This window comes from Streptococcus equinus ATCC 9812 (assembly GCF_000187265.1).
GTDB lineage: Bacteria > Bacillota > Bacilli > Lactobacillales > Streptococcaceae > Streptococcus > Streptococcus equinus.
The window spans coordinates 703,696-730,096 of the sequence record NZ_GL698429.1 but is presented as its reverse complement, the minus strand read 5'-3'; the positions used below and the strand labels follow the sequence as shown (position 1 = coordinate 730,096).

Here is a 26,401-nt window from a genome sequence, read left to right as displayed (position 1 = left end):
GAATATGAAAAAGATTTTAGGTGCTTTATTTCTATTAGTAACACTTGGAACGATGACAGCTTGTTCATCTGGAACAAATCAAAAAAGTATTCAAGACAAAGGTAAAATCGTTATTGCCACAGAATCTGAATTTGCTCCATTTGAGTTTAAAACGTTGATTAATGGTAAAGATACCTTAGTTGGTGCGGATATTGAACTTGGTAAAGCTATCGCGAAAGAACTAGGAGTTAAGGCAGATTTTTCAGTGATGTCATTTAATAATGTCTTGGCTTCTGTGACATCTGGCAAAGCTGATATTGCTATTGCAGGAATCTCAGTGACAGATGAGCGTAAGAAAGCTTATGACTTTTCAAAGTCATATTATGAAGCTGAAAATGTTGTGATTGTTAAAAAGACAGACTTAGCTGCTTATTCAACCCTTGATAGTTTGTCTGGTAAATCAATTGGCGCTCAAAAAGGGTCAATTCAGGAAAATATCGCCAAAGATCAATTACCTGATTCAAGTCTTGTATCCTTAACATCAAACGGTGAAATGATTAATGAGCTGAAAAACAATCAACTTCAGGCTGTTGTCTTAGAAAAAGCAATTGCTGAAGGGTATATTTCACAAAATGATGATTTGACAATTGCAAATCTGAATTTGAAATCAACTGCTACTGACGCCTATGCGGTTGCTTTTGCTAAAGGTACTGATAAAAAACTGATTGCTTCTGTAAATAAAGTCATTAAAAACGCTAAGAAAACAGGTCAGTTTGATGCTTGGATAGAAAAAGCGTCGACTTATACGCAGAACAAAGTAAGCTCAGAAGAATAGTTTGGAAACTAAGAGGTTTTTACTCTCAGTTTTTGACTGTAAATGATAAAATATTTTTAGAAAATAAAAGGGTGAATGCAATGAAATTACCGCGATTTGGTGTTGAAGAGTGGCTTAATAGCCATGAACGAGAAGCAAAATATGACATTGCTGGCGTATCAATTGATGCTTTGACTTTGCAAGAGTTGTTTGAGTTAACAGGCGAATCAAAGGAAGAGTTCTATCAAGAATTATTTTCCAAAAAGTTAAATTATGGTTGGATTGAAGGGTCCCCAGAGTTTAAAAAATCAGTTTGCGATTTGTATCAGACTGTAGATGAAAAGCAAATCCTCCAGACAAATGGAGCTACCGGAGCAAATATGTTGGTCTTGTACAGTCTTATTGAACCAGGTGACCATGTGATTTCCATTTACCCGACATACCAGCAGTTATATGACATTCCAAAATCGCTAGGAGCAGAAGTGGATTTTTGGCAAGTCAGAGAAGAAAATGGCTGGCTGCCTGATTTAGCTGAACTGCACAAGTTAATCCGTCCAAATACAAAGATGATATGCATCAATAATGCTAATAATCCTACTGGTGCTGTTATGGATGAGGAGTATCTACGCGAATTAGTTAGGATTGCTAAATCGTGTGGTGCTTACATTTTGGCAGATGAGGTCTATCGTCCTTTTACTGACAGCAAGGTACCATCTATTGTTGATTTGTATGATAAAGGAGTCTCAGTGAATAGTTTGTCGAAGACATTCTCGCTTCCAGGGATTCGTGTTGGCTGGGTTGCTGCTTGTGATGAGATTACTGATATTTTACGAGATTATCGTGATTACACTATGATATGTGCAGGTGTTTTTGATGATGTGGTGGCGAGCCTAGCACTGCGATATAAAGAAGAAATTTTAGAACGTAATCGTAAGATTATTAGAAAGAATCTAACTATTCTAGACAATTGGATTGCTAAAGAACCAAAGGTATCCTACGTAAGACCAGCAGAAGTTCCAACTTCATTTGTCAAAATAGATGTTGGTGTGCCAATCGAAGACTTTTGTTTAATATTGTTGAGAGATTATGGCGTGTTACTGGTCCCTGGAAATCGCTTTGATAGAGAAGGTTATGTGAGACTTGGTTACTCTTGCAACCAAGATACTTTGGAAAAGGGACTTGCTTTATTATCAACATGTTTGAAAAATTTCAAAAAATAGTTAGTATGTTAACGTGAATTTTTATTCAATATTTATTGACTTTTTGCAAAAAATAGATAAAATAAAGGTAAGTTTAAGAGAAGAGAGAATAAATATGAAAGTTAAAAAGTTTATTTTAGGGGCACTTGCGCTTGTTAGTGTGTGTTCTTTGGCTGCTTGTGGATCTTCATCTAATGAAAATTTACAAGATAAGATTGATAAAAAAGGTAAACTAGTTGTCGCTATTAGCCCAGACTATGCGCCGTTTGAATTTAAAGCTTTGATCGATGGTAAAGACACTATTGTTGGTGCTGATGTTGAGTTGGCTAAAGCGATAGCTGATGAACTTGATGTTAAACTTGAATTATCTTCAATGAGTTTTGACAATGTGCTTTCAAGCCTTCAAACAGGAAAAGCAGATATGGCGATTTCAGGATTGTCTGCAACAAAAGAACGTAAAAATGCATATGATTTTTCAGATGCTTACTATGAAACAGAAAATGCTGTTTTAGTTAAGGCAAGTGATCTTGATAAATATAACTCAATTGATAGTTTGTCAGGTCTTAAAGTAGCTGTTCAAAAAGGAACAATTGAAGAAGGTTTGGCTAAAGAACAATTGAAAGATTCAAAAATCATTTCTTTGACAGCAATGGGCGAGGCTATTAACGAATTGAAATCTGGTCAAGTTCAAGCAGTTGACCTTGAAAAACCAGTTGCCGAAGGATACCTTTCACAAAACTCAGATTTAGCGCTAGCTAATTTTGCATTGAAAACAAGTGACGGTGATGCTAAAGCTGTAGCAATGCCAAAAGGTAGCGGAAAACTTGTCAAAACGGTTAATAAAGTTATCAAAAAATTAGCCAAAGAAGATAAATATAAGCAATTCATTTCAGATGCTGCACAGTTGACAGGGAAAGAGATTGACGAGTAATTAAAAGGAGTTGATTATCAACTCCTTTCTTTTTATTTAGCGATGGAGAAAAATAGATAAAAAGTAGCAATATTTACATCTTTTAGATTGACTTTTTAGCATATTTCAGTTATCATGGTAATGAACGTGTAAATGTTACAATGTCTTGAGGAGGTGAAACACATGTCAAAAACAGTAGTACGTAAAAACGAATCACTTGACGATGCACTTCGTCGTTTCAAACGTTCTGTGACTAAAGCTGGGACTCTTCAAGAATCACGTAAACGTGAATTCTACGAAAAACCTTCTGTAAAACGTAAACGCAAATCAGAAGCAGCTCGCAAACGTAAAAAATTCTAATTAATATTAGATACAAAGAAAGAGACGCCTAGCGTCTCTTTTTATGCTCTAAAAATAAGATTTATTTTTCTTTTAATAAGTCACGGATTTCTGCAAGAAGTTCTTCTTGAGTTGGTGCAGCTTCTTCAGCTTCTTCTTTTTTAGTGAGAGCTGCAGCAGCATTGGCAGCTTTAACGATGAAGAATAGTGTCGTACCGATGATTAAGAAATTAATAACAGCACTTAGAAAACTACCATAAGCGACACCATGCCAAGACAAAGCAGAAATCTTTTCAACACCTGCGGCTTTTAGAGCTGGGTTTAAGAAAAGTGGTGTAATCACATCATTGACAAGTGATGTTATGATGGCATTGAAAGCAGCCCCCATAACAACAGCGACAGCAAGATCAAGAACATTTGCTTTAAACAAAAATTCTTTAAGTTCTTTAATCATACGAAAAACCTCCTGTATGTTTTGTTAGTATTATTATACCAAAAAAAGCATCTAAAGTCTTGTTTTTGAGATTTTACAAATCACGATCAAAATGTTATAATGAAATACAAAACTAAAATGGGAATAGTGCGTGGAGGTGAGCTTTTGGCAATTGACAAAGAGTTAATTACCGAGATAAAAAATAGCGTTAATATTGTTGATGTTATTGGCGAAGTAGTCAATCTTACACGTGCAGGTCGCAACTATATCGGATTGTGTCCGTTTCACAAGGAAAAGACACCTTCTTTTAATGTAATAGAAGATAAGCAGTTTTTTCATTGTTTTGGTTGCGGAAAATCTGGTGATGTTTATAAATTTTTGGAAGAGTATCGTCAGATTAGCTTTTTAGAAAGTGTTCATCTTGTTGCAGAGCGTGCTGGGATTCCTTTGCAAGTTGAAACACAGCAAATGCAATCTAAGCCTAAAAATCCAAATCAAGTTTTGATTGACATTCATAAGGATGCGGCTAAGTTTTACAATGCTGTTTTAAAAACGACTAAAGAAGGACAAGAAGCGAAAGCTTACTTGGCACAGCGTGGACTGACAGATGATTTGATTGATTATTTTAACATTGGATTGTCGCCAAATGAGCCTGATTTTCTTTATCAATCTCTCGCAAAACGGTATGAAGAAAATGCTTTGATGGCTTCAGGTCTTTTTAATTTGTCTGAACGCACGAATCGTGTTTATGATGCTTTCCAAAACCGAATTATGTTTCCATTGACGGATGATACTGGTCAGGTGGTTGCATTTTCGGGGCGTATATGGACCAAGGAAGATTTAGAAGCTAAGCAGGCTAAGTACAAAAATACGCGGTCAACAGCGCTTTTTAACAAATCATATGAACTTTACCATCTGGATAAAGCGCGTCCGGTGATGTCTAAAAAGCATGAAGTCTATTTGATGGAAGGTTTTATGGATGTAATTGCCGCTTATAGGGCAGGTATTGAAAATGCCGTCGCTTCTATGGGGACTGCTTTGACACCAGAACATGTGAGACATTTAAAACGTTATGTTAAGAAGGTTATTTTGACCTATGATGGTGATAACGCAGGTCAAAATGCAATTGCTAAATCTTTGGAACTTCTAAAAGACTTTAATGTAGAAATTGTGCGAGTTCCTGAACAAATGGACCCTGATGAATTTATCCAAAAAAATTCACCAGATGCCTTAGCGAACTTGCTTGAAAATAGTCGCATTAGCAGTACGGAATTTTTTATTCATTATTTGAAACCAGAAAATAGTGATAATCTTCAGGCTGAGATTGCTTATGTTGAGCAAATTTCTAAAATTATTGCGCAGTCGCCATCAATTACAGCACAAAATTCGTATATTAATATGGTGGCTGATTCATTACCTGACTTTGATTACTATCAAGTGGAGCAGTCGGTTAACAGCGAACGACTTCAAAATCGCTCTGCTCTCCAAACAGGAGCTGTTCAGCAAAGCGTCACTGTAGTTGAGTTGCCGATATCTAAAAACATTTCTGCAATTATGAAAGCAGAAGGTCAGCTGTTGCAACGTTTGATGAAGCATGACTATTTGCTCAATGAATTTAGAAATCAAGAAGAGTTTATTTTTGATACCAAAGAGTTGCAGAATTTGTACGATATATTGATGCAGCAAGGTGAGATAACATCTTATGACCTAGCGCAGTTGGATGGTCGAACGCGGCAGATGTATTATCGAGTTTTGGAGGAAAATTTACCAGATGAAGTCGCTCCTAATGAAATAGAAGAAATTATTCAGAAACGTAATCGTCTGCTTCAGGAGAGAGATTTACAAAAGCAAAGTAAATTAATTCGTGAATCTAGCAACCTTGGTGATGTTGATGCGGCTCTAGCTGCTTTAGAAAATCTTATTGCCCAAAAAAGAAAAATGGAATAGAGGAAAATATGGCTAAAGAAAAAGAAATTACAACTTTTAATGTTCAAGTTGCAGAATTTATTCGTAATCATAAAAAGAACGGAACAGCTGTCGATGATGAAGTGACAGAAAAATTGGTTATTCCATTTTCGTTGGACGCCGATCAAATTGATGATCTTTTGGAACGTTTGACAGATGGTGGTATTTCAATTACTGACAAAGAAGGAAATCCATCAACTAAATACGTTGTTGAAGAACCAAAGCCTGAAGAATTAACTGACGAAGAGTTACTTGGTAGCAACTCAGCAAAAGTTAATGATCCAGTTCGTATGTACCTTAAAGAAATTGGTGTTGTGCCGCTTCTTTCAAGTGAAGAAGAAAAAGAATTAGCAGTCGCAGTTGCTGCAGGTGACCTTCAAGCAAAACAACGTTTGGCAGAAGCTAACTTGCGTTTGGTTGTATCTATCGCAAAACGTTATGTTGGACGTGGTATGCAATTCCTTGACCTTATCCAAGAAGGAAACATGGGATTGATGAAAGCTGTTGATAAATTTGATTACTCAAAAGGTTTCAAATTCTCAACTTATGCGACTTGGTGGATTCGTCAAGCAATCACACGTGCGATTGCAGACCAAGCTCGTACAATCCGTATCCCAGTTCACATGGTTGAAACAATTAACAAACTTGTTCGTGAACAACGTAACCTTCTTCAAGAACTTGGACAAGATCCAACACCAGAACAAATCGCTGAACGTATGGATATGAGTCCTGATAAAGTTCGTGAAATCTTGAAAATTGCTCAAGAACCAGTTTCTCTTGAAACACCGATTGGTGAAGAAGATGATAGCCATCTTGGAGATTTCATTGAAGATGAAGTTATTGAAAACCCTGTAGACTACACAACACGTGTTGTCCTTCGTGAACAACTTGATGAAGTTTTGGATACATTGACTGATCGTGAAGAAAATGTTTTACGCTTGCGTTTTGGTCTTGATGATGGTAAAATGCGTACATTAGAAGATGTTGGTAAAGTCTTTAATGTGACACGTGAACGTATTCGTCAGATTGAGGCTAAGGCACTTCGTAAACTTCGTCATCCGAGCCGTAGCAAACAGCTTCGCGATTTCATCGAAGATTAAAATTAATTAAGAGGTTCGCTTATGTCTGAACAAAAATATACAGAAGAAGATGTCACAAAGATTAAAGATCGAATTCTTGAAGCTTTGGAGACGGTTGTTGACCCAGAGTTGGGAATTGATATTGTCAATCTTGGTCTTGTTTATGAGATTCGATTTGAACAGAATGGACATACTGAGATTGATATGACATTAACAACAATGGGATGCCCGTTGGCTAATCTTCTGACTGATCAAATTCATGATGCAATGCGTGATATTCCTGAGGTGGCAGACGTAGAGGTCAAGTTGGTCTGGTATCCAGCTTGGACAGTTGATAAAATGAGTCGCTATGCTCGCATTGCTTTAGGAATTAGATAATAGAAAAATATCAGTAATCTTACGATTACTGATATTTTTCTATTGTCCTCAAAATGGCTGCCGTTCCTGTTATATATAGGCTCTTTCGTTTTTTCATCGCCAGCTTATCTAAATTATGATATAATATTTCTGATTGTATTTTAGAATGGAGAAGTGTGCCATGCAACATGTATTCATCATCGGAAGTCGAGGCTTGCCAGCTAAGTACGGTGGCTTTGAGACTTTTGTTGAGGAGTTGGTAAAAAATAAGCAGAGCTCAGACATTGTTTATCATGTCGCTTGTTTAAGCGATGATAAGCACCATATGCATTTCAAATACGAGGGCGCAGACTGTTTTACCATCAAGGCACCTAAGATTGGTCCTGCTCGTGTTATCGCCTATGATATGATGGCGATTACTTACGGACTTAAAATGGTAAAAAGATCTGGTATTAAAAAACCTATTTTTTATATCTTGGGCAACACGATTGGTGCTTTTATTGCTCCCTTTGCAAGACTAATTCACGCTGTTGGCGGAAAAGTTTACGTCAATCCAGATGGTCTTGAATGGAAACGCTCAAAATGGTCAAAACCGGTTCAAGCTTATTTAAAATATGCTGAAAAATCAATGGCTAAGACAGCTGATTTGGTCATTTCTGATAACATTGGAATTGAAAATTACATTAAAGAGTCATATCCAGAAGCTAAGACGCGTTTTATTGCTTATGGAACAGATTTGAAGAAATCAACTTTAACAGCTGATGATTACAAGGTAAGAAAATGCTTCGATAATTGGAAAACAAAAGAGAATGGCTATTATTTGATTGTTGGACGTTTTGTTCCAGAAAATAACTATGAAACAGCTATTCGTGAATTTATGAAATCAAAAACTAGACGTGATTTGATCATTATTACGAATCATAAGAATAGTGCTTACTTTGAAAAGTTGAAGCATTTGACAAATTTTGAACGTGACTATAGGGTCAAATTTGTCGGAACAGTTTATGATCGTGACTTGTTAAATTACATCCGTGAAAATGCCTTCGCTTATATTCACGGTCATGAAGTCGGTGGAACAAACCCTGGTTTGCTTGAGGCTTTGGGACATACGAAGTTAAATCTCGTTTTGGATGTTGATTTCAATAAATCTGTCGCTGGGCAGAGTGCATTTTACTGGAATAAGACATCTGGAAATCTCTCATGTTTGATTAACGACGCTGATGGCCATTATGATTTTACAGAATATGGTAACCGTGCACGTGCGATTGTGAAGAAAAATTATCCATGGGAAAAAATTGTAGGAGAGTATGAGGGACTATTTTTAAATGAAGATTAATATACTGATGTCTACCTACAATGGTGAGCAATTTTTGGCTGAGCAGATAGAGAGTATTCAACATCAAACGGTCAAAGATTGGACGCTTTATATTCGAGATGACGGTTCAAGTGACAAAACACCAGATATTATTAAACGATATGCTCAGGCTGATTCACGTATTATTTTTATTAACGCCGACAATCGTGAAAATTTTGGTGTCATCAAAAACTTTTATACGCTTTTGAAACATAGCGAAGCAGATTATTATTTCTTTTCTGACCAAGATGATATTTGGCTAGAAGATAAGTTAGCTGTGACTATAGCAGAAGCGCAAAAACACGATAATCAAAAGCCTTTATTGGTTTACACAGATTTGAAAGTTGTTGACCGTGAATTAAATGTTTTACATGAAAGTATGATAAAAACGCAATCTGATCATGCTAATACTGAGCTGGTTCAAGAGTTGACAGAAAATACAGTAACCGGTGGAACAGCGATGATTAATCATACTCTTGCTGAGTTATGGACATCAACAGAAGATTTGTTGATGCATGACTGGTATTTAGCCTTGTTAGCCAGCGCTCTAGGTACACTTGCTTATGTTAATTACCCAACAGAATTGTATCGTCAACACGATGCTAATGTTTTAGGAGCGCGTACATGGTCTAAACGCATGAAAAATTGGATTAAACCACATAAACTCGTTGAAAAATATTGGTGGTTGATTAATGCGAGTCAAACTCAAGCACGCTTTTTATTATATTTAGCATTGACCCCTGAAAAAAGAGACTTGGTTGAAAATTTCACAACGATTATGGACAAGCCACTGATTCAACGAATTAAAACCTTGAATCAGTATGGTTTACGAAAAAATCGTACTTTCCATACGTTTGTGTTTAGAACGTTAATTATTACCAAATTTGGTTATAGGAGAAAATAAATGAAGTTCTTTAGTAAAGAAAATAAAATCTTATTAAAAGAAATGGTAAAAACGGACTTTAAACTTCGTTACCAAGGAAGTTTAATTGGGTACTTGTGGTCAATTCTTAAACCAATGATGCTATTTACAATTATGTATTTGGTATTCGTTCGTTTCTTGCGCTTTGATGATGGAACACCTCACTACGCAATTGGTTTATTGATTGGTATGGTGACATGGAACTTCTTTGCTGAAGCAACAAACATGGGGATGCTTTCTATTGTGTCACGTGGTGACTTGCTTCGTAAATTGAATTTTTCAAAAGAAATTATTGTTATTTCATCAGTTGTTGGTGCGGCAATTAACTATGCTATCAACATGGTGGTTGTGTTTATTTTTGCTTTATTAAATGGTGTCCATCCTAGCTTTGGTTTCTTAGTAATTTTCCCTTTGTTTATTGAATTATTTGTTTTAGCTACTGGTGTTGCGTTTATCTTGTCAACCCTATTTGTTAAATATCGTGACTTGGGACCAATTTGGGAAGTAATTCTTCAAGCTGGCATGTATGGAACACCGATTATCTATTCTTTGACATTTATTTTACAGCGTCACCACTATACTATTGGTAAAATTATGATGCTAAATCCTATTGCACAAGTTATCCAAGATATGCGTCATTTTATTGTTTATTCTGGAAATATGCGAGGTTGGGAACTGATTAATAATAATATCATTGCTCTAGTTCCATACGTTATTCCATTTGTAATTCTTGCAATTGGATATTCAATTTTCCATAAACATGCTAAGAAATTTTCGGAGATTTTATAATGTCAGATAAAGAAATTGCAGTAAAAGTAGATCATGTAAGTAAATATTTTAAATTACCAACGGAATCAACACAAAGTTTGCGTACAGCGCTCGTTAATCGTTTTAAAGGGATTAAAGGTTATCGTGAGCAACATGTCCTAAAAGACATTTCATTTGATGTTTATAAAGGTGACTTTTTCGGGATTGTTGGACGTAATGGGTCAGGTAAATCAACACTTTTAAAAATCATTTCACAAATTTATGTCCCTGAAAAGGGTTCAGTTACAGTAAATGGTAAAATGGTTTCATTTATCGAACTTGGTGTTGGATTTAATCCAGAATTGACTGGACGTGAAAATGTCTATATGAACGGTGCCATGCTTGGCTTTACAACCGAAGAAATCGATGCTATGTACGATGACATCGTCGAATTTGCTGAGCTTGAAGATTTTATGAATCAAAAACTTAAAAACTATTCAAGTGGTATGCAAGTTCGTCTAGCATTCTCAGTTGCGATTAAAGCTCAAGGTGACGTTCTTATCCTTGATGAAGTTCTTGCCGTAGGTGATGAAGCTTTCCAACGTAAATGTAACGATTACTTTATGGAACGTAAAGAAAGTGGTAAGACAACTATTCTTGTTACCCATGATATGGGAGCAGTTAAGAAGTATTGTAACCGAGCGGTTTTAATTGAAAATGGTTTAGTTAAAGCGTATGGTAATCCATTTGATGTAGCTAATCAATACAGTTATGATAATACTGAAAAAGAATATGATGACAATGTTCAAGAAGAACGAGAAGTTAAAGAAGATGAAAAAATCTCAGATATTTCTATTAACTTGTTATCTGAAAAACGCCTAACACCAAAAGATGAAATTTCTTTTGAAGTCAATTACAATATGCTTCAAGATATGGATACATATGTGGCCCTATCATTTACAGATATTGACCGTAATATCTGGATTTATAATGATAATTCGAAAGAACATATGACAACAGGCGCTGGTAAAAAAAATGTTAAATATAGTTGTCACATTCCAAATGTGAATGATTTGAAATTGAAATTGGAAGTGACAATTCGAGATAAAGATGGACAAATGATTGGCTTTGTCCCAGCTGAAAAATCACCAATTATTTTATTAACACGTGATGATCTTGATTATAATAATGAATCTGAAGTTGATTCAGCAACAGGTCTTATTCAACGTAATGGTCAATGGGATTTTTAAAATAATGGTTCAATAAATGAGGTAAAGAATGAAAGTATCTATTATTTGTACAAATTATAATAAAGAAGCGTGGATAGAAGAAGCTATTCAGAGTTTCTTGAACCAGAAATGTAATTTTGACTATGAAATCATTTTAGTTGATGACGCTTCTAGTGATCATTCTCCTCAAATTATTGAGCACTATGCTAAACAATTTCCAGAAAAAATTAAAGCCGTTTTTCATCAAGAAAATCTTGGAATTACAAAGACATGGATTGAGGCTTGTAAGTTAGCTCAAGGTGATTATATTGCCCGCTGTGATGGCGATGACTATTGGATAGATGAATATAAACTTCAGAAGCAAGTTGATATTTTGGATAAATCAGAAACATCAAGTTGGTCTTGTAGTGATTTTGACATTATTTCTGAGTCAGGAGAGCTTCGCCATAAAGAAGCTATTCAAAATGGTATTATTCGTAAAATGTCAAGCTTTGAAGAGATGCTCGCATTTAAGGGAATGACAATGTCATCTACGTGGTTAGTTGATAAAGATTTAATGTTAGAAGTCAATAGTAGTATTCCTATTGATGCTGTGGATGATACTTTTTGTCTACAATTAGAATTATTTATAAAAACGGAATTGACGTTTTTGCCAGAAGCGACAACAGTTTATCGCTTACATGATGGATCAGATTCTCATCCAGTTTCTGTTGGAAAATTAGCAACTCGCTTTGAGAAGCTTCAACAATTACAGGAAGATTATCTTGAAAAGTATTATTCGAGTATTAATTTTAAAGAATTATCAAAATATCTTTTTTCTGAAAGTACTGATCATGAAAAGATTATTGCTCTCCGTCAACGGGAACTAGCAACTCAATTGACGAATGCAAAATCTATTTTAGAGGAATTACTTGAAGAGAGGGCAAATTTAAAAACAGCTGAGGAAAATTTAAAAACAGCTGAGGAAAATTTAAAAAATACAATAGCTGAAAAAGAATATTGGGTAGATGAGTATAATAAGGTTGTTCATTCAAAGCGTTGGATTATTACAACAAAAATAATTAATTTATTTAGGAGAAATCGATGAAACGTCTCTTACTTTATGTTCATTACAATAAATTTAATGAACTAAGTCCCCATGTTCTCTACCAACTTAAACACCTAAGACCGTTGTTTTCATCAATCTATTTCATTTCAAATAGTAAGTTAAGTAAGAAAGCGGTTCAAAAATTGCAAGATGCTAAGCTCATTGATGATTTACTTGAACGACAAAATGAAGGATATGATTTTGCAGCATGGAAAGATGGTATTTTTGCTTCATTGGATAGTATAAAGAATTTTGATTCATTAACCTTGATGAATGATACTTGTTTTGGCCCTTTGTGGGATTTTAAAACTATCATAAATCAATTTGAGTCAGATAATACTATTGATTTTTGGGGTTTGACTAATCATACAGCTTGTAAATTAAAAGGGGGGAGTTACGTGGCAGAGCATCTGCAATCATATTTTCTCTCTTTTAAGAAACAGGTTGTAGAGAGTCAAGCGTTTATTGATTTTTGGTCAAATGTTAAAATTTACAAAAATGTTCAACAAGTTATTGATATTTATGAAGCAAAATTGACTGAACAATTAGTTGAAGCAGGTTTTCATTATGCTTCATCGCTTGACTTGTCAAACAAACCAGAGCTTGGCAATGTTTCTATTTTCAGACCTGATTTAATCATTCAGAATGGAATTCCATTTATCAAAATTAAGTCATTTAGCCATGCAGATTACTTAGCACCATATGTTTTAAAAGTGGTTGAAGAAAAGAGTGAGTATCCAAGTGATTTAATTGTTAATCATTTATCTAATATATTATCGCCGACTACATCTTTCTTATTACCTTATAAAAAGTTGAATCAGTCTGATAACAATGTGCTAAAGCAAATTTCAAAGACAGTTTTGCATCTACATTTTTCAACACGAAATGGTGTAGAAATTTTAACTAGTTTTTTGAAGAGTCGTAAAAACATTATAACTTTAGTTAGTGCTGAATCAGAGAAACTTTTAGAGGAAGTAAAAGAACGGTTCCAGCAAGAGGATATCACTAGTTATGCTTACGCACATATTACAAGTGTTAGTGATTGGCAAAAATTTCTTAGTGATTCTTTTGAGGTATTTGATGGTAATTGCATAGCCTATATACATGTTTCAGATTTCTTTTCAAACCATCTGGTTGACTCCTATAGCCTAGGTGAACTACTTGAGATGATGTTTTCATCAGAGGATGCCATTAAGAAAACATTTCTTGATGATGAAAAGATTGGTTTAGCCATTCCTGATATGCTTTCATATGAAAGATATAAAGATAGTCAATTACCCGTCAATAAAGAAATTCTGGATAAATTTAATCTTTCTGAAGCAGAAATGAAAAATCCTATGATAGAAAAATCCTGGGCGGCTTATTGGATTAGGGTAGATGAATTACAAAAGTTATGTAATGGCAAAGGTACTCTAGCGCTTTCAGATTTTGAGAAACTTCTTCCATTTTTCAATTGGAAAGAGCGCTATGATTTTGTTTTGTTACCAAATAAAGCAAGTTTACCTGCCTTAATTGATGCCAAAAAAGCAAATGATATGCTTTTTGCATCGGAACTTGATGTTCCTAATGAAATTAACTATCCAGTAAGCGCTAAAATAGTTATGAGATTCTTTAAAAAAGCAACCCAATTGACTCTGACTTATTTTTTAAAACGTCTAAATTTAATCAAATTAGTTAAGGAAAAACAGAATAAATGAGTGAAAATATACATACCATTGCCATTTGCGCATATGGGGAAAGTTCATATTTAGAAGAGTGTATTCGTTCAGTTGAGCAACAAACCGTATCATCTGATGTTTATTTATATACTTCAACACCAAATGATTACATTAAATCAATAGCAGAGAAACATCATCTTCCATTATATGTTGGTGAACGTAAATCAATCGGAGCTGACTGGAATCAAGCTCTTTCACATTGCAAGACAACATATGCAACAATTGTTCACCAAGATGACTTATATGATGAAACTTTCACTGAGAAGGTAATGATTTCGTTTGAAAAACACCCGGATTCAACAATTATTTATACTGATTACCATGAATTAAAAATGACAGCAGAAGGTGCAAAAGATATTGCTAGCAATCAGAATTTGAAAATCAAACGTTTGATGCTTAATGTTTTATCTGCATGCCCAGGTTCAAAATGGTGGCGTAATCGAGTTCTGTCATTTGGCAATCCAATTTGTTGTCCTAGTGTTTCATACAATATGTCTAAACTGTCTGATTTTAAATTTGATGAAGAAATGAAAACAAGTTTGGACTGGTATGCTTGGTATACTATTTCTACACAATATAAAGGGCGCTTTTCTTACATTAAAGAACCTTTGATGTTCCATCGTATTCATGAAGAATCTGAAACGACAGCGACGATTTCTAATAATACTCGCACAAATGAAGACTTGCAAATGTATCAATTACTTTGGCCGAAAGCGATTGCTAATTTTTTGATTAAGTTTTATCAAAAAAGTCAAAATTCAAATCAATAGGAGGCAGCTACGTGCTTAAAAAATTAATTATTATTCCAGCTTATAATGAAAGTAGCAATATTGAAGGTACGGTTGCTGCAATTAAAAAAGATGCACCAGATTTTGACTATATCATTATCAATGATTGTTCGACAGATAATACGCTTGAAATTTGTCACAAAAATAACTTTAATGTAGTTTCACTTCCAATCAATTTGGGCATTGGTGGTGCTGTTCAGACTGGTTACTTGTATGCTAAAAAGTATGGCTATGATCTTGCTGTTCAAGTAGATGGTGATGGACAACATAACCCTGCTTTCTTATCCAAAATGGCTGATGAGTTAATTGAAAGTAATGTTAACATGGTCATTGGTTCACGTTTCCTTGAAAAAGAAGGTTTCCAATCTTCATTCATGAGACGTGTAGGTATTCGATATTTTACTGGATTAATTCGTATGTTAACAGGTAAAAAAATTACTGATGCAACATCAGGTCTTAGAATGATTGATCGAAATATCATTGAATTATTTGCAAATGATTATCCAGATGATTATCCAGAGCCGGAAACAATCGTTTCTTTGTTAAATAAAGGATATTCTGTTAAAGAAATTCCGGTTGTTATGAACGAGAGACAAGGTGGTGTTTCGTCAATTTCTGCAACAAAATCCGTTTATTATATGATTAAAGTGACATTGGCTATTTTATTTGTAAAATTAAGGGGGAAATAAGATGACACAAACAGCGAGCCTTTTTATCTCAATTGTTATTGTACTTTTTGTTGCTTACTCATTCCATTTGATTAAGAAGGATAAACTATCTATTCGTTATTCGTTATCATGGTATATTCTAAGCGTTATTTTATTGATTGCTGTTTGGTTCCCAAATTTATTGGTTGTATTGGCTAATTTATTAGGTATTTATTCCCCAATGAATCTGGTTTTCTTTGTTGGGTTTTGCTTAAGTTTGTGGATTCTTTTCTCACTAACTCGCATTGTTTCTATTCAAAGCTCAAAAATTAAAAGCTTGGCACAACAAATTGCATTAAGTGAGAAGAAGGATGATTAAATTATTGAAAATTGGGCAGAAAGCCTCTCAAAAAGAAGTCTTTGCTTGGAATATTTTGGGAAGTTTAGCTTCAGCAGCAATGTCAACGCTTTTGCTGTTATCTGTAGCTCGTTTGTTGGATAGTTATAACGCTGATGTCTTTAGTATTGCTTATGCAGTTGGTAATCTATTAATTACTGTAGCAACTTTCCAAGTTCGTGATTTTCAAGCAACAGATATTAGAGAAAAGTATTCCTTTAACAATTATTTTTATGCACGTGTATTGACTATCATTATTATGATAGTAGTTGCATTGGGCTATGTTGTTGTTCACGGATATGATTTTTATAAATCTTTATGTGTTGTACTGATTTGTTTTTATCGCAGTAGTGATGCATTATCCGATGTTTTTCAAGGTATGTTTCAACAGCACGAACGTCTAGATATAGCCGGGAAATCTCTTTTTTTTAGAAACGGATTTATCTTTATTGGTTTTACAATTGCATTGATTATTACCCATGAGTTGTTATTATCTTTGATTATCATGAATGTACTATCCTTTGCTTTTGTCGTAGCATTCGATTTTTGGTTAAGTCGATACTTTAGTAAAATCAAAGCCTTTCATTTTTCATTTAAACAAGTTAAAGGTTTATTAATTGAAAGTAGTCCACTGTTTATTAATGCTTTTATGTTGGTTTCAATATACAACCAACCAAAGTATGCGCTAGATAATTTATTTGAACGAGGTCTACTTGATGTAGGTGTTCAAACAGATTTTAATATTTTGTTCATGCCGGTTTTTACCATGAATTTAACAATGATTTTCTTTAGACCAATGATGACGCAAATGGCAATTTTTCTTGAGAAAAAGGAGTATGAGTCATTTGTTCATTACCGTCGGAAATTATTGCAATTATTAGTCGTTATTTCATTCTTGATTTTAGTAGTAGTATCTGTTATTGGGGTCCCAATTTTAAATATTGTTTATTCGACTAATTTAAATAGATATTTAGTTCCATTCATCATTTTGATGTCTGGAGGAATTGCAAGCACTTTCGCGACGGTTTGTGATAACATTTTGACAGTCTTGCGTAAGCAAAAACTTTTGATTATATCATTTGCTAGTGGTTTTTGTGCTTCATATCTTTCAGCTAATCCATTGGTTGAGCACTATGGTATTTATGGTGCTTCTATATCATTCACATTATCAATGCTGACATGGCTACTAGTATCACTAGTTATTTATTTTAGCGCCAAAGATTCATATAAGGAGAGAAAATGAAAATAGAAAAATTATTCTTATTCCTAGCTGCTCCATGTATTGCTCTATTTATGTTTTTGGTTCCTGTGACGCAAGTTCCAGATGAAACAACACATGCAATTTTAGCTTGGAATATTACACATGATACTGCAAAGGAAGATTCACTTCAATGGCTTGCACATCATCAAGGAGAAGTAATCACTAATAGTTCACCAGAAGCTCCTGCTGTACTCAATAAGGAAAAACTAAATCGTTTTTTTACTAAGAAACAAGATTTTTCTTCAGCTCCTTTTAAATTGAATGTTTCAATTAAAAGTCTGGCTCATCTTCCTCAAGCAATTGGAATGTTGATTGGCCGTGCGATCTATCCTTCATATGGCGTCATTATATTAGTAGGACGAATTGTTAATGCTCTTGTTTATATCATCGGGATGTATTTTGTTATCAAAGCAGCAAAATACGGTAAATTAGCTTTGATGTTTATTTCGTTATTACCAATGATGTTACAGCAAGCAGCTTCTCTATCTTATGATGTTTTAAATTACGTCTCGATTGCATGTTTCTTTGTTTTCTTTGTTAATCTTATCAAAGAAAGAACATTTACTAATAAAAAGTTTCTTCAGTTTATTTTATTAACTTTATTCCTTTATTCAACGAAAACAAATAACCTGCTTTTATTACCGTTCTTAGTAATGGTAGATTTTGAATTTGAAGGATTTTTAAAAGTGTTAAATCCAGCTTATAATTTCTTCAAGAAATATAGATGGTATTTTGTTACAGGTGCGGTTTGCTTAGGAATTGTTGCGTTTTATTTCTTCTTAAAAGGCTGGGGTGGAACTCAACACTTTATTTGGGTAATGTTTAATACTTTCTTCTTACAACAAGAAAACGTTAATTTAAATGGTTTGTTAACTATTGGTATTTTCGGAGAATTTGGCTGGTTAACGACTCAATTACCGTTATGGCTAGTCTTTATTGATATTGTTGTATTGATTTTAATTTATTTGAGTGAATATCTTCCTGTCACTAAAACGGAAGGCATCTCATCAGCTTTGATTTTTCCACTTCAAGTACTAGTTATTGTCGTAGGAATGTATTTTGCATGGACTTTACGTTCAAATCCTGACAATGTTGGTGCGAATAGAATTGCTCATGGAGAACAAGGTCGATATTTCACGCCTTTCTTGATTTATTTGGCACCTTTGTTTAGTCTTTGCCAGTCAAAACTAAGATTTGAATTTAGTCAAAAATCAATTATTAAACTATCAACAATTATCATTCTAATCAATGTTGCAGTGTCATTTGCTGTCTTATGGGCATATTATTGGGTATAGGAGTACAATTGGATGATTAGTGTTATTGTTCCGGTTTACAATGCTCAAGAACATTTATCAGACTGTCTTGATTCACTTTTACATCAAACATTAGAGAGTGATTTCTATGAAATCATTCTTTTAAATGATGGTTCAAAAGATATGTCTGCTGAAATTTGTGAGCGTTATGCGAAGCAGTATAGCAATATCGTTTTTGTTAATAAAGAAAATGAAGGTGTCTCAAAAACACGAAATCTAGGAATTCAAAAAGCAAAAGGCGACTTTGTCGCCTTTGTTGATAATGATGACTTAGTAGAAACAGATTATTTGGAAAAACTGTATACAGCAATTTCTCAATCAAATGCTGATGCTGTTTTTTCAGGCTATACTCGTATGACTTATTCAGGAAAAGTTTTGTTTAAAGAAAGCTTAAGTCAAACTGAGTGGGCAAAATACATAGTGATGGCCCCTTGGGCGAAGCTTTATCGAAGACAAGTTTTATTGAATAATAGAATTGAATTCTTTGATTATGGAATAGGAGAAGATGTTGCCTTTAACCTACAGTTTTTAGCTAAAACCAAAAATATTGATATTATTTCCTATTCTGGCTATAAATGGATGTTTAATGATGATAGTGTATCTAATACCTCTCAACGTGGCTTAGATGATCGCTTAGATATCCGTATCTTACTAGAGAAAATTTTAGAAAATAATCCAGAGCCAGATGATTATTTGTCATATTTTATTTATAGATATTATATTTGGTATCTTTTATTTTCAGGACGTTCATCTAGTAAACAGCAATTCCTATCTTATAATAGGAAAATTAAAGCATTTTTACGTGAGCAAAATATTTCTAGAAAAATATCACCGTTATCACGTCGCTTGAAGGGCGAAAAATTTTCAAATCGTTGTGCAGTGTTAGTTTTTAGTCTTTTAGATAAATGTTATTTGTTACCACTGTTTGCGTCAGTTTATTGTAAAAGTAAAAAATGATTAGAGGAGATAAAATAAAATTTTCAATTATTGTACCGGCATATAATGTGGCACAATATATCGAAGAGTGTGTGGAAAGTGTTCTAAATCAAGATTATGATAACTATGAAGTTATTGTTGTTGATGATGGAGCAACTGATGAAACACCTCAAATTATTGATAGCCTTGCCCAAAAATCTGAAAAAGTTAAAGTTATTCATCAAGAAAATGGTGGATTATCTGCTGCACGAAATAGCGGAATTGAAGAAGCAAATGGTGATTATATAATCTTTCTAGATGGAGATGATTTTTGGTCAAGTCAGTCTTTTTTAAACGACATCAACAATAGACTTAATGAAAATTCTGTTGATGTTATTATCTATTCTTACTCATACCATTATACCGATAAAATTGCTAAGAAGACAATCAGTAATAAAGGATTATCGGGAAATATAAAGAAAGATTGTACAGACTTAGTTAAACGTGAATTGATAACCGCACCTGCATGGAATAAATGTGTAAAGAGAACTTTGTTTGTAGACGGTTCTCTAGATTTTCAAGTTGGTTTCCTTTCAGAAGATTGCCTTTGGTGTGCAAATCTTTTGAAGCTAATGACAAGTTATGCAGTTTTTGACAATGCACAATACATGTATCGTCAAAATCGAGCAGGAAGTATTACCAATGTTGTTAAAGAAAAAAATGTTCTCGATATTTTAAAGAGTATTTCAATTGGCCTTGATAATATCGAAAAACTTCCATTTGAAAAACAGGAAGCATTAAAAGTCTATTTTGCAATTTCATATATTTCAATTTTGCCGTTTGTACATTTATATAAAAACAACTTTGATATTAAAAACTATTTAACAAATTATGAATATTTGTTACAATATTCAAGGCAGATTGAAAACAAAAGTTTTAAATATACTGGCTTGGTGGCAAAAGGGATAGGAGTAGAAAAGGCAGCTGCCTTGTTTAATAAGTTACTTGGTCTGTACAAAAAGTTTAAAGGTTAAGGATTTTCAAAAGGTATAATGATATTTTTAAAATCAATAGGTAATTTTTGTAAGAAGAATAGAGGTGTTTTACTTTCCTATTTTGTAACCTTTCTCATTACCTACTTACATCTTATTATAGTAATTGGCTTAGAAAATCATCGAACTATTACACCGCTTATTTGGATTTTGTTAGGTGTTTTTATCGTCTTATATGCCTTCCAAATTCGAAAAAGAATGGATAATAAATGGTGGTTATTATATCTTCCGCTTATTTACTTTCTTTTTGTAATAGGTGCTTATTTTGTAAAAGTTACTTTAAATCTTAATAATGAAAAATTTGACTGGACAAAATTTCAACATTTTTGGGATTTTAACTTTTTAATTCCTTTAGCATGTTTGCTGTTATTAGCTCTGGTTTTTAATTGCTTCTCAAGCTATTTTTCTAATGAGTTTATTAATGCTTTTTCTCTGAAAAAGAAACGCTATGACATTTTAGTAATGAGTCAAATTGCAACAATGTTTATTGTTACAAGCAATCAATTAATAAATAGTTTCCTTTCCAATACACTTTTTCTTGTTGAAGATATTAAAAAGACAGCTTATGCAGGACAATTACTGCATTATTCTCTTGGTATGTATGTTTTCTTTAGTTTAATCACTTATGCATCAGCTAAAGGAATAAGTCACCTTATTAAGAATAAGCCAACCCCTTCTTTATCGGTTGCGACAAGTTTGTTGTTGGCTTTTATTTTTAATTTTACAATTCAAGCGGGAGTGACTGAAAAAGGTGAATCTTATGGGTATTATATCGCCTCAGGAGCAACGATATTTCAAATTTTAATTATCTTTGCTTGTTTCATGGTGATTTATATTACTATTAATCGCTATTTACCAGCTACAGTTTTTAACATTGTTTTAGGAGTCTTAATCAGCTATATTAATGCTGAAAAATTTGCTTTACGTAATGAGCCGTTTTTGATTGCAGATTTTACTTGGTTAAATGATATCGGATTTTTTAAAGAATATGTTAGTGAAAATGCTCTTTTATTAAGCATAGTAGGGATCCTTTGGACAATTGTTATTTTGTATTATGTTAGGAAAAAGTGTTTGCCCGGGCAAATATTTAAAAATTGGAAACAACGATTAGCAGTTGCCGTTACAATTGTTGTTGCTTTTTCAGAAACATTATCGATATTTAAGAATCAAGAGGATGGAAGAATTCCTGAACATATTCCAGTTTTATCTTCTGTTTATAACCTATATAATGTCAATTGGCAAGGAATTAATGCTAATACAAGATTTCAATCTTTGAGCTTTGTATGGCTGAAACAGTTAACAATTACTGATATTGAAAAACCAGCTAATTATAGTCAAAAGGAAATTGACAAAGTTTATAAGAAATATACAAATCTTGCTGGTGAAATAAATGCCACAAGGACAGAAAATATTTCTGATCAAACAGTAATCTTCATTCTAAGTGAAAGTTTAGCTGATCCTGCTCGTGTTCCTGGGGTAACTTTATCGGCTCCAGTAACACCGCAAATTCAACAGATTCAAGCTGGAACAACATCGGGCTTAATGAAATCCGATGGTTATGGTGGTGGAACCGCTAATATGGAATTTCAGTCTTTGACAGGTTTACCCATGTACAATTTTAATGATATGATTTCAGTGCTATATACTGATGTCTTTCCTGAAATGTCTTACGTGCCGTCGATTAGTAATGCATTTGATTCTAAGAATCGCATAGCTATTCATTTGTCTGATGCTACACACTATGCTCGAAACTCGGTTTATACAAAACTAAAATTTGATAAGTTTATTGCTACATCGGGTTCAGATGATACAGCAGACAATGTCAGCACATTTGGCGCCTATCCAAGTGATGCTTCAACTTATGATAATGTTTTATCTGAAATTGATGCAAGTCAAAGTCAATTTTTTTCTGTGATGACCATGCAAAACCATGGACCATGGTTTGAGACTAATTTAAGTGATATTACAGCAAATGGTGAAGGGTTAACAAATGATCAAAATGCGAGCCTTACAAATTATGCAAGACTTTTGAGTTATACAGATAGTAGTACTGCGGAGTTTTTACAGCAATTAGAAGGAATTGATAAGAAAATTACGGTTGTATTCTATGGAGATCATTTACCAGGTATTTATCCAAAATCAATCTTTAAGGATAATCCTAATTTGCAGTATTTGACTGATTATTTTATTTGGTCAAATCACGGTACTGCTAAAGATGATTATCCATTAGTAAATTCAAGTGATTTTCCAGCTGAATTATTGGCTCATACAAATTCGCGTGTTTCACCTTACTACGCTTTGTTGACAGAAGTTTTGAATAAAGCAAGTGTTGATAAAGATAAACTGGATAGCGATGGTAAAATGGTTGCTAATGATTTGAAAATGATTCAATATGACTTAACAGAAGGAAAAGGATATATTTTGAATCATTCAGATTTCTTTGAATTTGAGTAATAAGAATTTAGGAGCTGAGAGGCTCCTTTTTTCAGCTCAAAAATGGATTTACTAATGAAAAATTAATTGCTTTAGTGTAAAATAGATAAGAGTAAATAGATTGGAAATGAAAATGAGGAATATTAGTAAAACACAACTTTTAGTTAAAATGAAAGCAGTATTGCGAAAAATAGCACAAGTTCTTAAAAAAATTGTTCGTTTTGGTAAGAAAGCTATCTTAAAACTAAGATGCCATATACTTCGAGTTTTTCGAGACAAGTTTCGAGATAACAACTATCTTCCACGTGCAAAACGTATTTTGATCTATAATATTTTTGAGGGAAAAGATGCTCTTCAAGAATATAAGATTATTTTTTTGGAGGCATTAGCTAAAATTGTTGATGAAGCTCATATCGTTGTTAATGGTGAACTATCTCAGTCAGATGTTGAACGTCTCGAAAAAATTGGTAAAGTAACTTTAAGAGAAAATAAAGGTTATGATGTAGCAGCTTTTAGAGGTGAAATTTTAAATCTTGGCCAAGAACGTTTAAAAGAATATGATCAGTTGTTATTGGTTAATGATACTAATATTGGTCCTTTTAAAGATTTAGAAACAGTTTTTTCAACGATTGATTCAAAATCACTAGATTTTTGGGGTGTTTCACTTGGTGAAATCCAACCCGATTTTACTGGTTTAAATCCGTTTGGTTATATTCCAGAACATATTCAAACGTATTTTTTAGTTATTGAACGTAGCTTATTACATCAAAAATCATTTTACCGTTACTGGGAGAAGCTTGGAGATACTGATTCGCGTCAAAAGGCCATTGGCAAACACGAAACATTTTTTACAAAGCACTTTGCTAACCTAGGTTTTCGTTATGATGCTTTGATTAGAGATACAACTGATAGTGCTATGTACATTCATCCTTTGCGTGTACTAAATCAGGGCTCTCCACTGATAAAATATTCAGCATTGTCAAATTATAATGACGCTCAATTTATTTGGCAAGGCTTGGAACGTCAGAGTGAAATTCCAGAACTTATCTCATATATTGAAGAAAAGACAGATTATCCTGTTGAAATTATTACAAATATCATTGATGATTTTAAAAAAAAATCAGAGAAAAAATACGTTTTAATCATTGATGGTGTTGAAAATATCATTCCTCAGTGTACGAGATATCGTGTCTTAAATAAAGCTGAGCAGCTTGAAAAACTTGGATATGATGTGAAGGTCGTTAACCTTTCTAAACTTCAATTGTTAGACTGCAAAGGTGCTAGTCATATTATTATTTATCGTGCACCGGATCTTCCTATTTTAAGTCAAGTTTGTCAGTTAGCAAATAAAACAGGTGTTCCAGTTTTCTATGATATTGATGATTTGGTTTTTGATACAAAATATACTGATCAACTTGCTTATACCCAAGGCTTATCAACAGCAGATAAAAATGACTACGATGAAAGCGTTCGAGGCTATGGTCGAATGCTTGATAAATGTGATGCAGTCATTACTTCAACAAATCAGTTGGCAAAAGAATTAAGAAATTATAAGTCAACTGTGATTTTGAATCGTAATGTGTTATCACAAGAGTTAGTTGAAATTAGTCAAAAAACTCTACATGTGGAACGTGATGATAACAAAGTTAGAATGGGATATTTCTCAGGTTCAATAACTCATAATGAAAACTTTGAAATGATTAAACCAGCTATTATTTCTTTATTGAAAGAATATAAAAACCTTGAATTACACTTAGCGGGGCATTTAGATATTCCTGAGGATATTGCTTGTTTTGGTGAGCAGATTGTGACGCATCCATATGTTGATTGGAGAGAATTACCAAAATTGATTTCATCTATAGATATTAATTTAGCGCCCCTAGTTCAGTCAACCTTTAATGAAGCTAAATCAGAGATAAAATGGCTTGAAGCAGCTGCTGTTAAAGTTTCGACAGTTGCTAGTAAAATAGGTTCATTTGAAGATATGATTGAAGATGGCATTGATGGTGTTCTGGCTTCTGAAACAGAGTGGAAAGAAAAGCTAGAACGGTTAATTGTTGATAAAGATTTTAGAATACAAATAGCAGAAAATGCTTATCAATCAGTTATGACTAATTCAACTACTAGTGCAATTAAAAAGAATTTTTTAGAAGGGTAGAAATGAAAAATATTTTATTTGTAACACCAACTACAACATTTGATAATGGTGCAGAAATATCCATTTTTTATCTGATGAAATACTTGGTGTCGCAAGGATATAATGTCTTTAGTGTTTGTCAGGAGATTCCTGAACCGCAGCAAGATGAGCATCGAAAACACTATGATGAGGTTGGGATTAATGCGATTTATCTTCCTGCTGCTAAGTGGTGGTGGGAGGATGCACCTGGTGGCCAGCCAGGTTCCAAGGCTCATCGCGTAGAGTCCTATCGTCGAAATATAAAAGAAATTGGCGGCGTCATTGAAAAATATTCTATTGATTTAGTTATTTCAAATACAGTAAATGTATTTCAAGGAGCTGTAGCAGCAAATGTTGCAGGGGTGCCTCATTACTGGTTAATACATGAGTTCCCTGAAAAAGAGTTTGCTTACTATCTTGACAAATGTGATTTTATTTCAGAATTCTCAACAGAAATTTTTAGTGTTTCAGGAAATCTTAATGATAAACTGCAACAACTATTTAATGACAAACAAATAGGTTGTTTTGTTCCATACACACAAATTCCTGATATGGAATTAGATAAAGGGGATAAGGCTAGAATTGTCTCTGTTGGTCGAGTTAATGAGAGAAAAAATCAGCTCGAGTTGATTCAGAGTTTCGGACAGTTACAAAAAGATGAAAATAGTAATCTTGAATTAGTATTCATAGGCCCTTGGGATGATGACTACAAGAAAAAATGCCAAAATTATATTGATGAACATAATTTGACAAATATTTCATTCTTAGGTTTTAAATCAAATCCTTGGGAGTACCTTACTGATAAAGATATTTGTGTTTTTACATCAGCTCAAGAAACATTTGGTTTGGTTTATGTTGAAGCTATACTTAAAGGTCTTCCAGTAATTTTATCAGATAATTTAGGGCATAAGACCGCTTACGATATTTTCAAAATTGGTTCAATGTATCATTTGGGGGATGTTGATGAGCTAAGTGGTATGATTATCTCTATGTTGGGTAATCAACAAGAGGTTTACATTCAAGCTCATCAAGATAAAGAAAAAGCTAAACGATTGTATAGAGTTGAGAAGACTTATGAGGAAATTATTTCAAAAATTAAATCTCAAAAAGCATTGACCTCTAAGAGTTCGTTACGTCATATTGCTGATTTATTTACAGTTAATACTGAGCCTACAAAATTGGAACGTGGTGCTCGTAAAATTAGTCACACTCTTTACAGAGTTAGACAAAACTTGAAAAAGTTATGAATTTTTATATAAGAGAAGGTTTTCCTTCTCTTTTTTTTTT

Annotated in this window: 24 protein-coding genes; 23 read left to right on the top strand and 1 reads right to left on the bottom strand. The window is 33.5% G+C overall.

Annotated features, from left to right (window positions below):
* The first annotated feature begins 4 nt into the window (after positions 1-4).
* The 4 genes from HMPREF0819_RS03490 (at position 5) to rpsU (ending at position 3,262) form a co-directional block, all read left to right on the top strand.
* Positions 5-814, top strand: a complete 810-nt coding sequence (locus HMPREF0819_RS03490) for a transporter substrate-binding domain-containing protein (protein ID WP_004232356.1) — start codon at positions 5-7, stop codon at positions 812-814.
* A gap of 80 nt (positions 815-894) precedes the next feature.
* Positions 895-2,013 (top strand): aminotransferase, encoded by a 1,119-nt coding sequence (locus tag HMPREF0819_RS03485; RefSeq protein ID WP_044023304.1) that lies wholly within the window; start codon positions 895-897, stop codon positions 2,011-2,013.
* A 94-nt stretch (positions 2,014-2,107) separates the two neighbouring features.
* Positions 2,108-2,923, top strand: coding sequence for a transporter substrate-binding domain-containing protein (locus HMPREF0819_RS03480; protein ID WP_044023303.1), 816 nt, complete (start codon positions 2,108-2,110; stop codon positions 2,921-2,923).
* Positions 2,924-3,085: 162 nt separating this feature from the next.
* Positions 3,086-3,262: a 30S ribosomal protein S21 gene (rpsU, locus tag HMPREF0819_RS03475; RefSeq protein ID WP_000048058.1), complete on the top strand. Its 177-nt coding sequence runs from the start codon at positions 3,086-3,088 to the stop codon at positions 3,260-3,262.
* Positions 3,263-3,323: 61 nt separating this feature from the next.
* On the opposite strand, the gene mscL is transcribed toward rpsU, so the two are convergent.
* Complete coding sequence (gene mscL, locus HMPREF0819_RS03470; RefSeq protein WP_004232345.1) at positions 3,324-3,695, bottom strand: large conductance mechanosensitive channel protein MscL; 372 nt, start codon at positions 3,693-3,695, stop codon at positions 3,324-3,326.
* Between the two features lie 117 nt (positions 3,696-3,812).
* Here mscL and dnaG point away from each other — a divergent pair, with 117 nt between their 5' ends.
* From dnaG to HMPREF0819_RS03375, 19 genes are all read left to right on the top strand, one after another.
* On the top strand, positions 3,813-5,621 hold the full coding sequence (gene dnaG, locus HMPREF0819_RS03465) for a DNA primase (protein ID WP_044023413.1): 1,809 nt from the start codon (positions 3,813-3,815) through the stop codon (positions 5,619-5,621).
* An 8-nt stretch (positions 5,622-5,629) separates the two neighbouring features.
* The gene (rpoD, locus tag HMPREF0819_RS03460; RefSeq protein ID WP_004232342.1) at positions 5,630-6,739 is read left to right on the top strand and encodes an RNA polymerase sigma factor RpoD; all 1,110 of its coding nucleotides are present in this window, start codon (positions 5,630-5,632) and stop codon (positions 6,737-6,739) included.
* 21 nt (positions 6,740-6,760) lie between these two features.
* The gene (locus HMPREF0819_RS03455; protein ID WP_004232340.1) at positions 6,761-7,096 is read left to right on the top strand and encodes a metal-sulfur cluster assembly factor; all 336 of its coding nucleotides are present in this window, start codon (positions 6,761-6,763) and stop codon (positions 7,094-7,096) included.
* A gap of 160 nt (positions 7,097-7,256) precedes the next feature.
* The gene (cps2T, locus tag HMPREF0819_RS03450; protein WP_044023302.1) at positions 7,257-8,411 is read left to right on the top strand and encodes a beta 1-4 rhamnosyltransferase Cps2T; all 1,155 of its coding nucleotides are present in this window, start codon (positions 7,257-7,259) and stop codon (positions 8,409-8,411) included.
* Positions 8,401-9,333 carry a glycosyltransferase family 2 protein gene (locus HMPREF0819_RS03445; protein WP_004232336.1) on the top strand — a complete coding sequence of 311 codons (933 nt, stop codon included), beginning with the start codon at positions 8,401-8,403 and terminating at the stop codon, positions 9,331-9,333. The genes cps2T and HMPREF0819_RS03445 overlap by 11 nt, the downstream gene beginning before the upstream one ends.
* Positions 9,334-10,140: an ABC transporter permease gene (locus HMPREF0819_RS03440; RefSeq protein WP_004232334.1), complete on the top strand. Its 807-nt coding sequence runs from the start codon at positions 9,334-9,336 to the stop codon at positions 10,138-10,140.
* Positions 10,140-11,348 (top strand): ABC transporter ATP-binding protein, encoded by a 1,209-nt coding sequence (locus HMPREF0819_RS03435; RefSeq protein ID WP_004232332.1) that lies wholly within the window; start codon positions 10,140-10,142, stop codon positions 11,346-11,348. The genes HMPREF0819_RS03440 and HMPREF0819_RS03435 overlap by 1 nt, the downstream gene beginning before the upstream one ends.
* A 28-nt stretch (positions 11,349-11,376) precedes the next feature.
* Positions 11,377-12,414 (top strand): glycosyltransferase family 2 protein, encoded by a 1,038-nt coding sequence (locus HMPREF0819_RS03430; RefSeq protein ID WP_004232331.1) that lies wholly within the window; start codon positions 11,377-11,379, stop codon positions 12,412-12,414.
* Positions 12,411-14,111, top strand: a complete 1,701-nt coding sequence (locus HMPREF0819_RS03425; protein ID WP_004232329.1) for a rhamnan synthesis F family protein — start codon at positions 12,411-12,413, stop codon at positions 14,109-14,111. Before HMPREF0819_RS03430 ends, HMPREF0819_RS03425 begins: the two co-directional genes overlap by 4 nt.
* On the top strand, positions 14,108-14,902 hold the full coding sequence (locus HMPREF0819_RS03420) for a glycosyltransferase family A protein (RefSeq protein ID WP_004232328.1): 795 nt from the start codon (positions 14,108-14,110) through the stop codon (positions 14,900-14,902). Before HMPREF0819_RS03425 ends, HMPREF0819_RS03420 begins: the two co-directional genes overlap by 4 nt.
* 11 nt (positions 14,903-14,913) lie before the next feature.
* A complete protein-coding gene (locus HMPREF0819_RS03415) occupies positions 14,914-15,609 on the top strand; it encodes a glycosyltransferase family 2 protein (protein ID WP_004232327.1) in 696 nt (231 codons plus the stop codon).
* 1 nt (position 15,610) lies between these two features.
* Positions 15,611-15,946, top strand: coding sequence for a DUF2304 domain-containing protein (locus tag HMPREF0819_RS03410; RefSeq protein ID WP_004232324.1), 336 nt, complete (start codon positions 15,611-15,613; stop codon positions 15,944-15,946).
* Positions 15,939-17,207, top strand: a complete 1,269-nt coding sequence (locus tag HMPREF0819_RS03405) for an MATE family efflux transporter (protein ID WP_004232322.1) — start codon at positions 15,939-15,941, stop codon at positions 17,205-17,207. Before HMPREF0819_RS03410 ends, HMPREF0819_RS03405 begins: the two co-directional genes overlap by 8 nt.
* Positions 17,204-18,520, top strand: a complete 1,317-nt coding sequence (locus HMPREF0819_RS03400; protein WP_004232320.1) for a DUF2142 domain-containing protein — start codon at positions 17,204-17,206, stop codon at positions 18,518-18,520. Before HMPREF0819_RS03405 ends, HMPREF0819_RS03400 begins: the two co-directional genes overlap by 4 nt.
* A 12-nt stretch (positions 18,521-18,532) precedes the next feature.
* A complete protein-coding gene (locus HMPREF0819_RS03395; RefSeq protein ID WP_004232317.1) occupies positions 18,533-19,495 on the top strand; it encodes a glycosyltransferase in 963 nt (320 codons plus the stop codon).
* Positions 19,496-19,509: 14 nt separating this feature from the next.
* The gene (locus tag HMPREF0819_RS03390; protein ID WP_044023412.1) at positions 19,510-20,487 is read left to right on the top strand and encodes a glycosyltransferase family 2 protein; all 978 of its coding nucleotides are present in this window, start codon (positions 19,510-19,512) and stop codon (positions 20,485-20,487) included.
* A gap of 18 nt (positions 20,488-20,505) precedes the next feature.
* Entirely contained in the window at positions 20,506-22,959 is a 2,454-nt protein-coding gene (locus tag HMPREF0819_RS03385; RefSeq protein WP_004232312.1) for an LTA synthase family protein, read from the top strand.
* A gap of 106 nt (positions 22,960-23,065) precedes the next feature.
* Entirely contained in the window at positions 23,066-25,096 is a 2,031-nt protein-coding gene (locus tag HMPREF0819_RS03380) for a rhamnan synthesis F family protein (protein WP_004232310.1), read from the top strand.
* Between the two features lie 2 nt (positions 25,097-25,098).
* Positions 25,099-26,361 carry a glycosyltransferase family 4 protein gene (locus HMPREF0819_RS03375; RefSeq protein WP_004232307.1) on the top strand — a complete coding sequence of 421 codons (1,263 nt, stop codon included), beginning with the start codon at positions 25,099-25,101 and terminating at the stop codon, positions 26,359-26,361.
* Positions 26,362-26,401: the final 40 nt, after the last annotated feature.

Coding starts and splice junctions, on each gene's coding strand:
- HMPREF0819_RS03385 (WP_004232312.1), top strand. CDS start 20,506: ATGATATTTTTAAAATCAATAGGTAATTTTTGTAAGAAGAATAGAGGT.
- HMPREF0819_RS03430 (WP_004232331.1), top strand. CDS start 11,377: ATGAAAGTATCTATTATTTGTACAAATTATAATAAAGAAGCGTGGATA.
- HMPREF0819_RS03490 (WP_004232356.1), top strand. CDS start 5: ATGAAAAAGATTTTAGGTGCTTTATTTCTATTAGTAACACTTGGAACG.
- HMPREF0819_RS03380 (WP_004232310.1), top strand. CDS start 23,066: ATGAAAATGAGGAATATTAGTAAAACACAACTTTTAGTTAAAATGAAA.
- HMPREF0819_RS03395 (WP_004232317.1), top strand. CDS start 18,533: ATGATTAGTGTTATTGTTCCGGTTTACAATGCTCAAGAACATTTATCA.
- HMPREF0819_RS03405 (WP_004232322.1), top strand. CDS start 15,939: ATGATTAAATTATTGAAAATTGGGCAGAAAGCCTCTCAAAAAGAAGTC.
- HMPREF0819_RS03435 (WP_004232332.1), top strand. CDS start 10,140: ATGTCAGATAAAGAAATTGCAGTAAAAGTAGATCATGTAAGTAAATAT.
- rpsU (WP_000048058.1), top strand. CDS start 3,086: ATGTCAAAAACAGTAGTACGTAAAAACGAATCACTTGACGATGCACTT.
- HMPREF0819_RS03425 (WP_004232329.1), top strand. CDS start 12,411: ATGAAACGTCTCTTACTTTATGTTCATTACAATAAATTTAATGAACTA.
- HMPREF0819_RS03445 (WP_004232336.1), top strand. CDS start 8,401: ATGAAGATTAATATACTGATGTCTACCTACAATGGTGAGCAATTTTTG.
- HMPREF0819_RS03485 (WP_044023304.1), top strand. CDS start 895: ATGAAATTACCGCGATTTGGTGTTGAAGAGTGGCTTAATAGCCATGAA.
- HMPREF0819_RS03420 (WP_004232328.1), top strand. CDS start 14,108: ATGAGTGAAAATATACATACCATTGCCATTTGCGCATATGGGGAAAGT.
- HMPREF0819_RS03400 (WP_004232320.1), top strand. CDS start 17,204: ATGAAAATAGAAAAATTATTCTTATTCCTAGCTGCTCCATGTATTGCT.
- HMPREF0819_RS03455 (WP_004232340.1), top strand. CDS start 6,761: ATGTCTGAACAAAAATATACAGAAGAAGATGTCACAAAGATTAAAGAT.
- HMPREF0819_RS03480 (WP_044023303.1), top strand. CDS start 2,108: ATGAAAGTTAAAAAGTTTATTTTAGGGGCACTTGCGCTTGTTAGTGTG.
- mscL (WP_004232345.1), bottom strand. CDS start 3,695: ATGATTAAAGAACTTAAAGAATTTTTGTTTAAAGCAAATGTTCTTGAT.
- HMPREF0819_RS03410 (WP_004232324.1), top strand. CDS start 15,611: ATGACACAAACAGCGAGCCTTTTTATCTCAATTGTTATTGTACTTTTT.
- cps2T (WP_044023302.1), top strand. CDS start 7,257: ATGCAACATGTATTCATCATCGGAAGTCGAGGCTTGCCAGCTAAGTAC.
- HMPREF0819_RS03440 (WP_004232334.1), top strand. CDS start 9,334: ATGAAGTTCTTTAGTAAAGAAAATAAAATCTTATTAAAAGAAATGGTA.
- dnaG (WP_044023413.1), top strand. CDS start 3,813: ATGGGAATAGTGCGTGGAGGTGAGCTTTTGGCAATTGACAAAGAGTTA.
- HMPREF0819_RS03375 (WP_004232307.1), top strand. CDS start 25,099: ATGAAAAATATTTTATTTGTAACACCAACTACAACATTTGATAATGGT.
- rpoD (WP_004232342.1), top strand. CDS start 5,630: ATGGCTAAAGAAAAAGAAATTACAACTTTTAATGTTCAAGTTGCAGAA.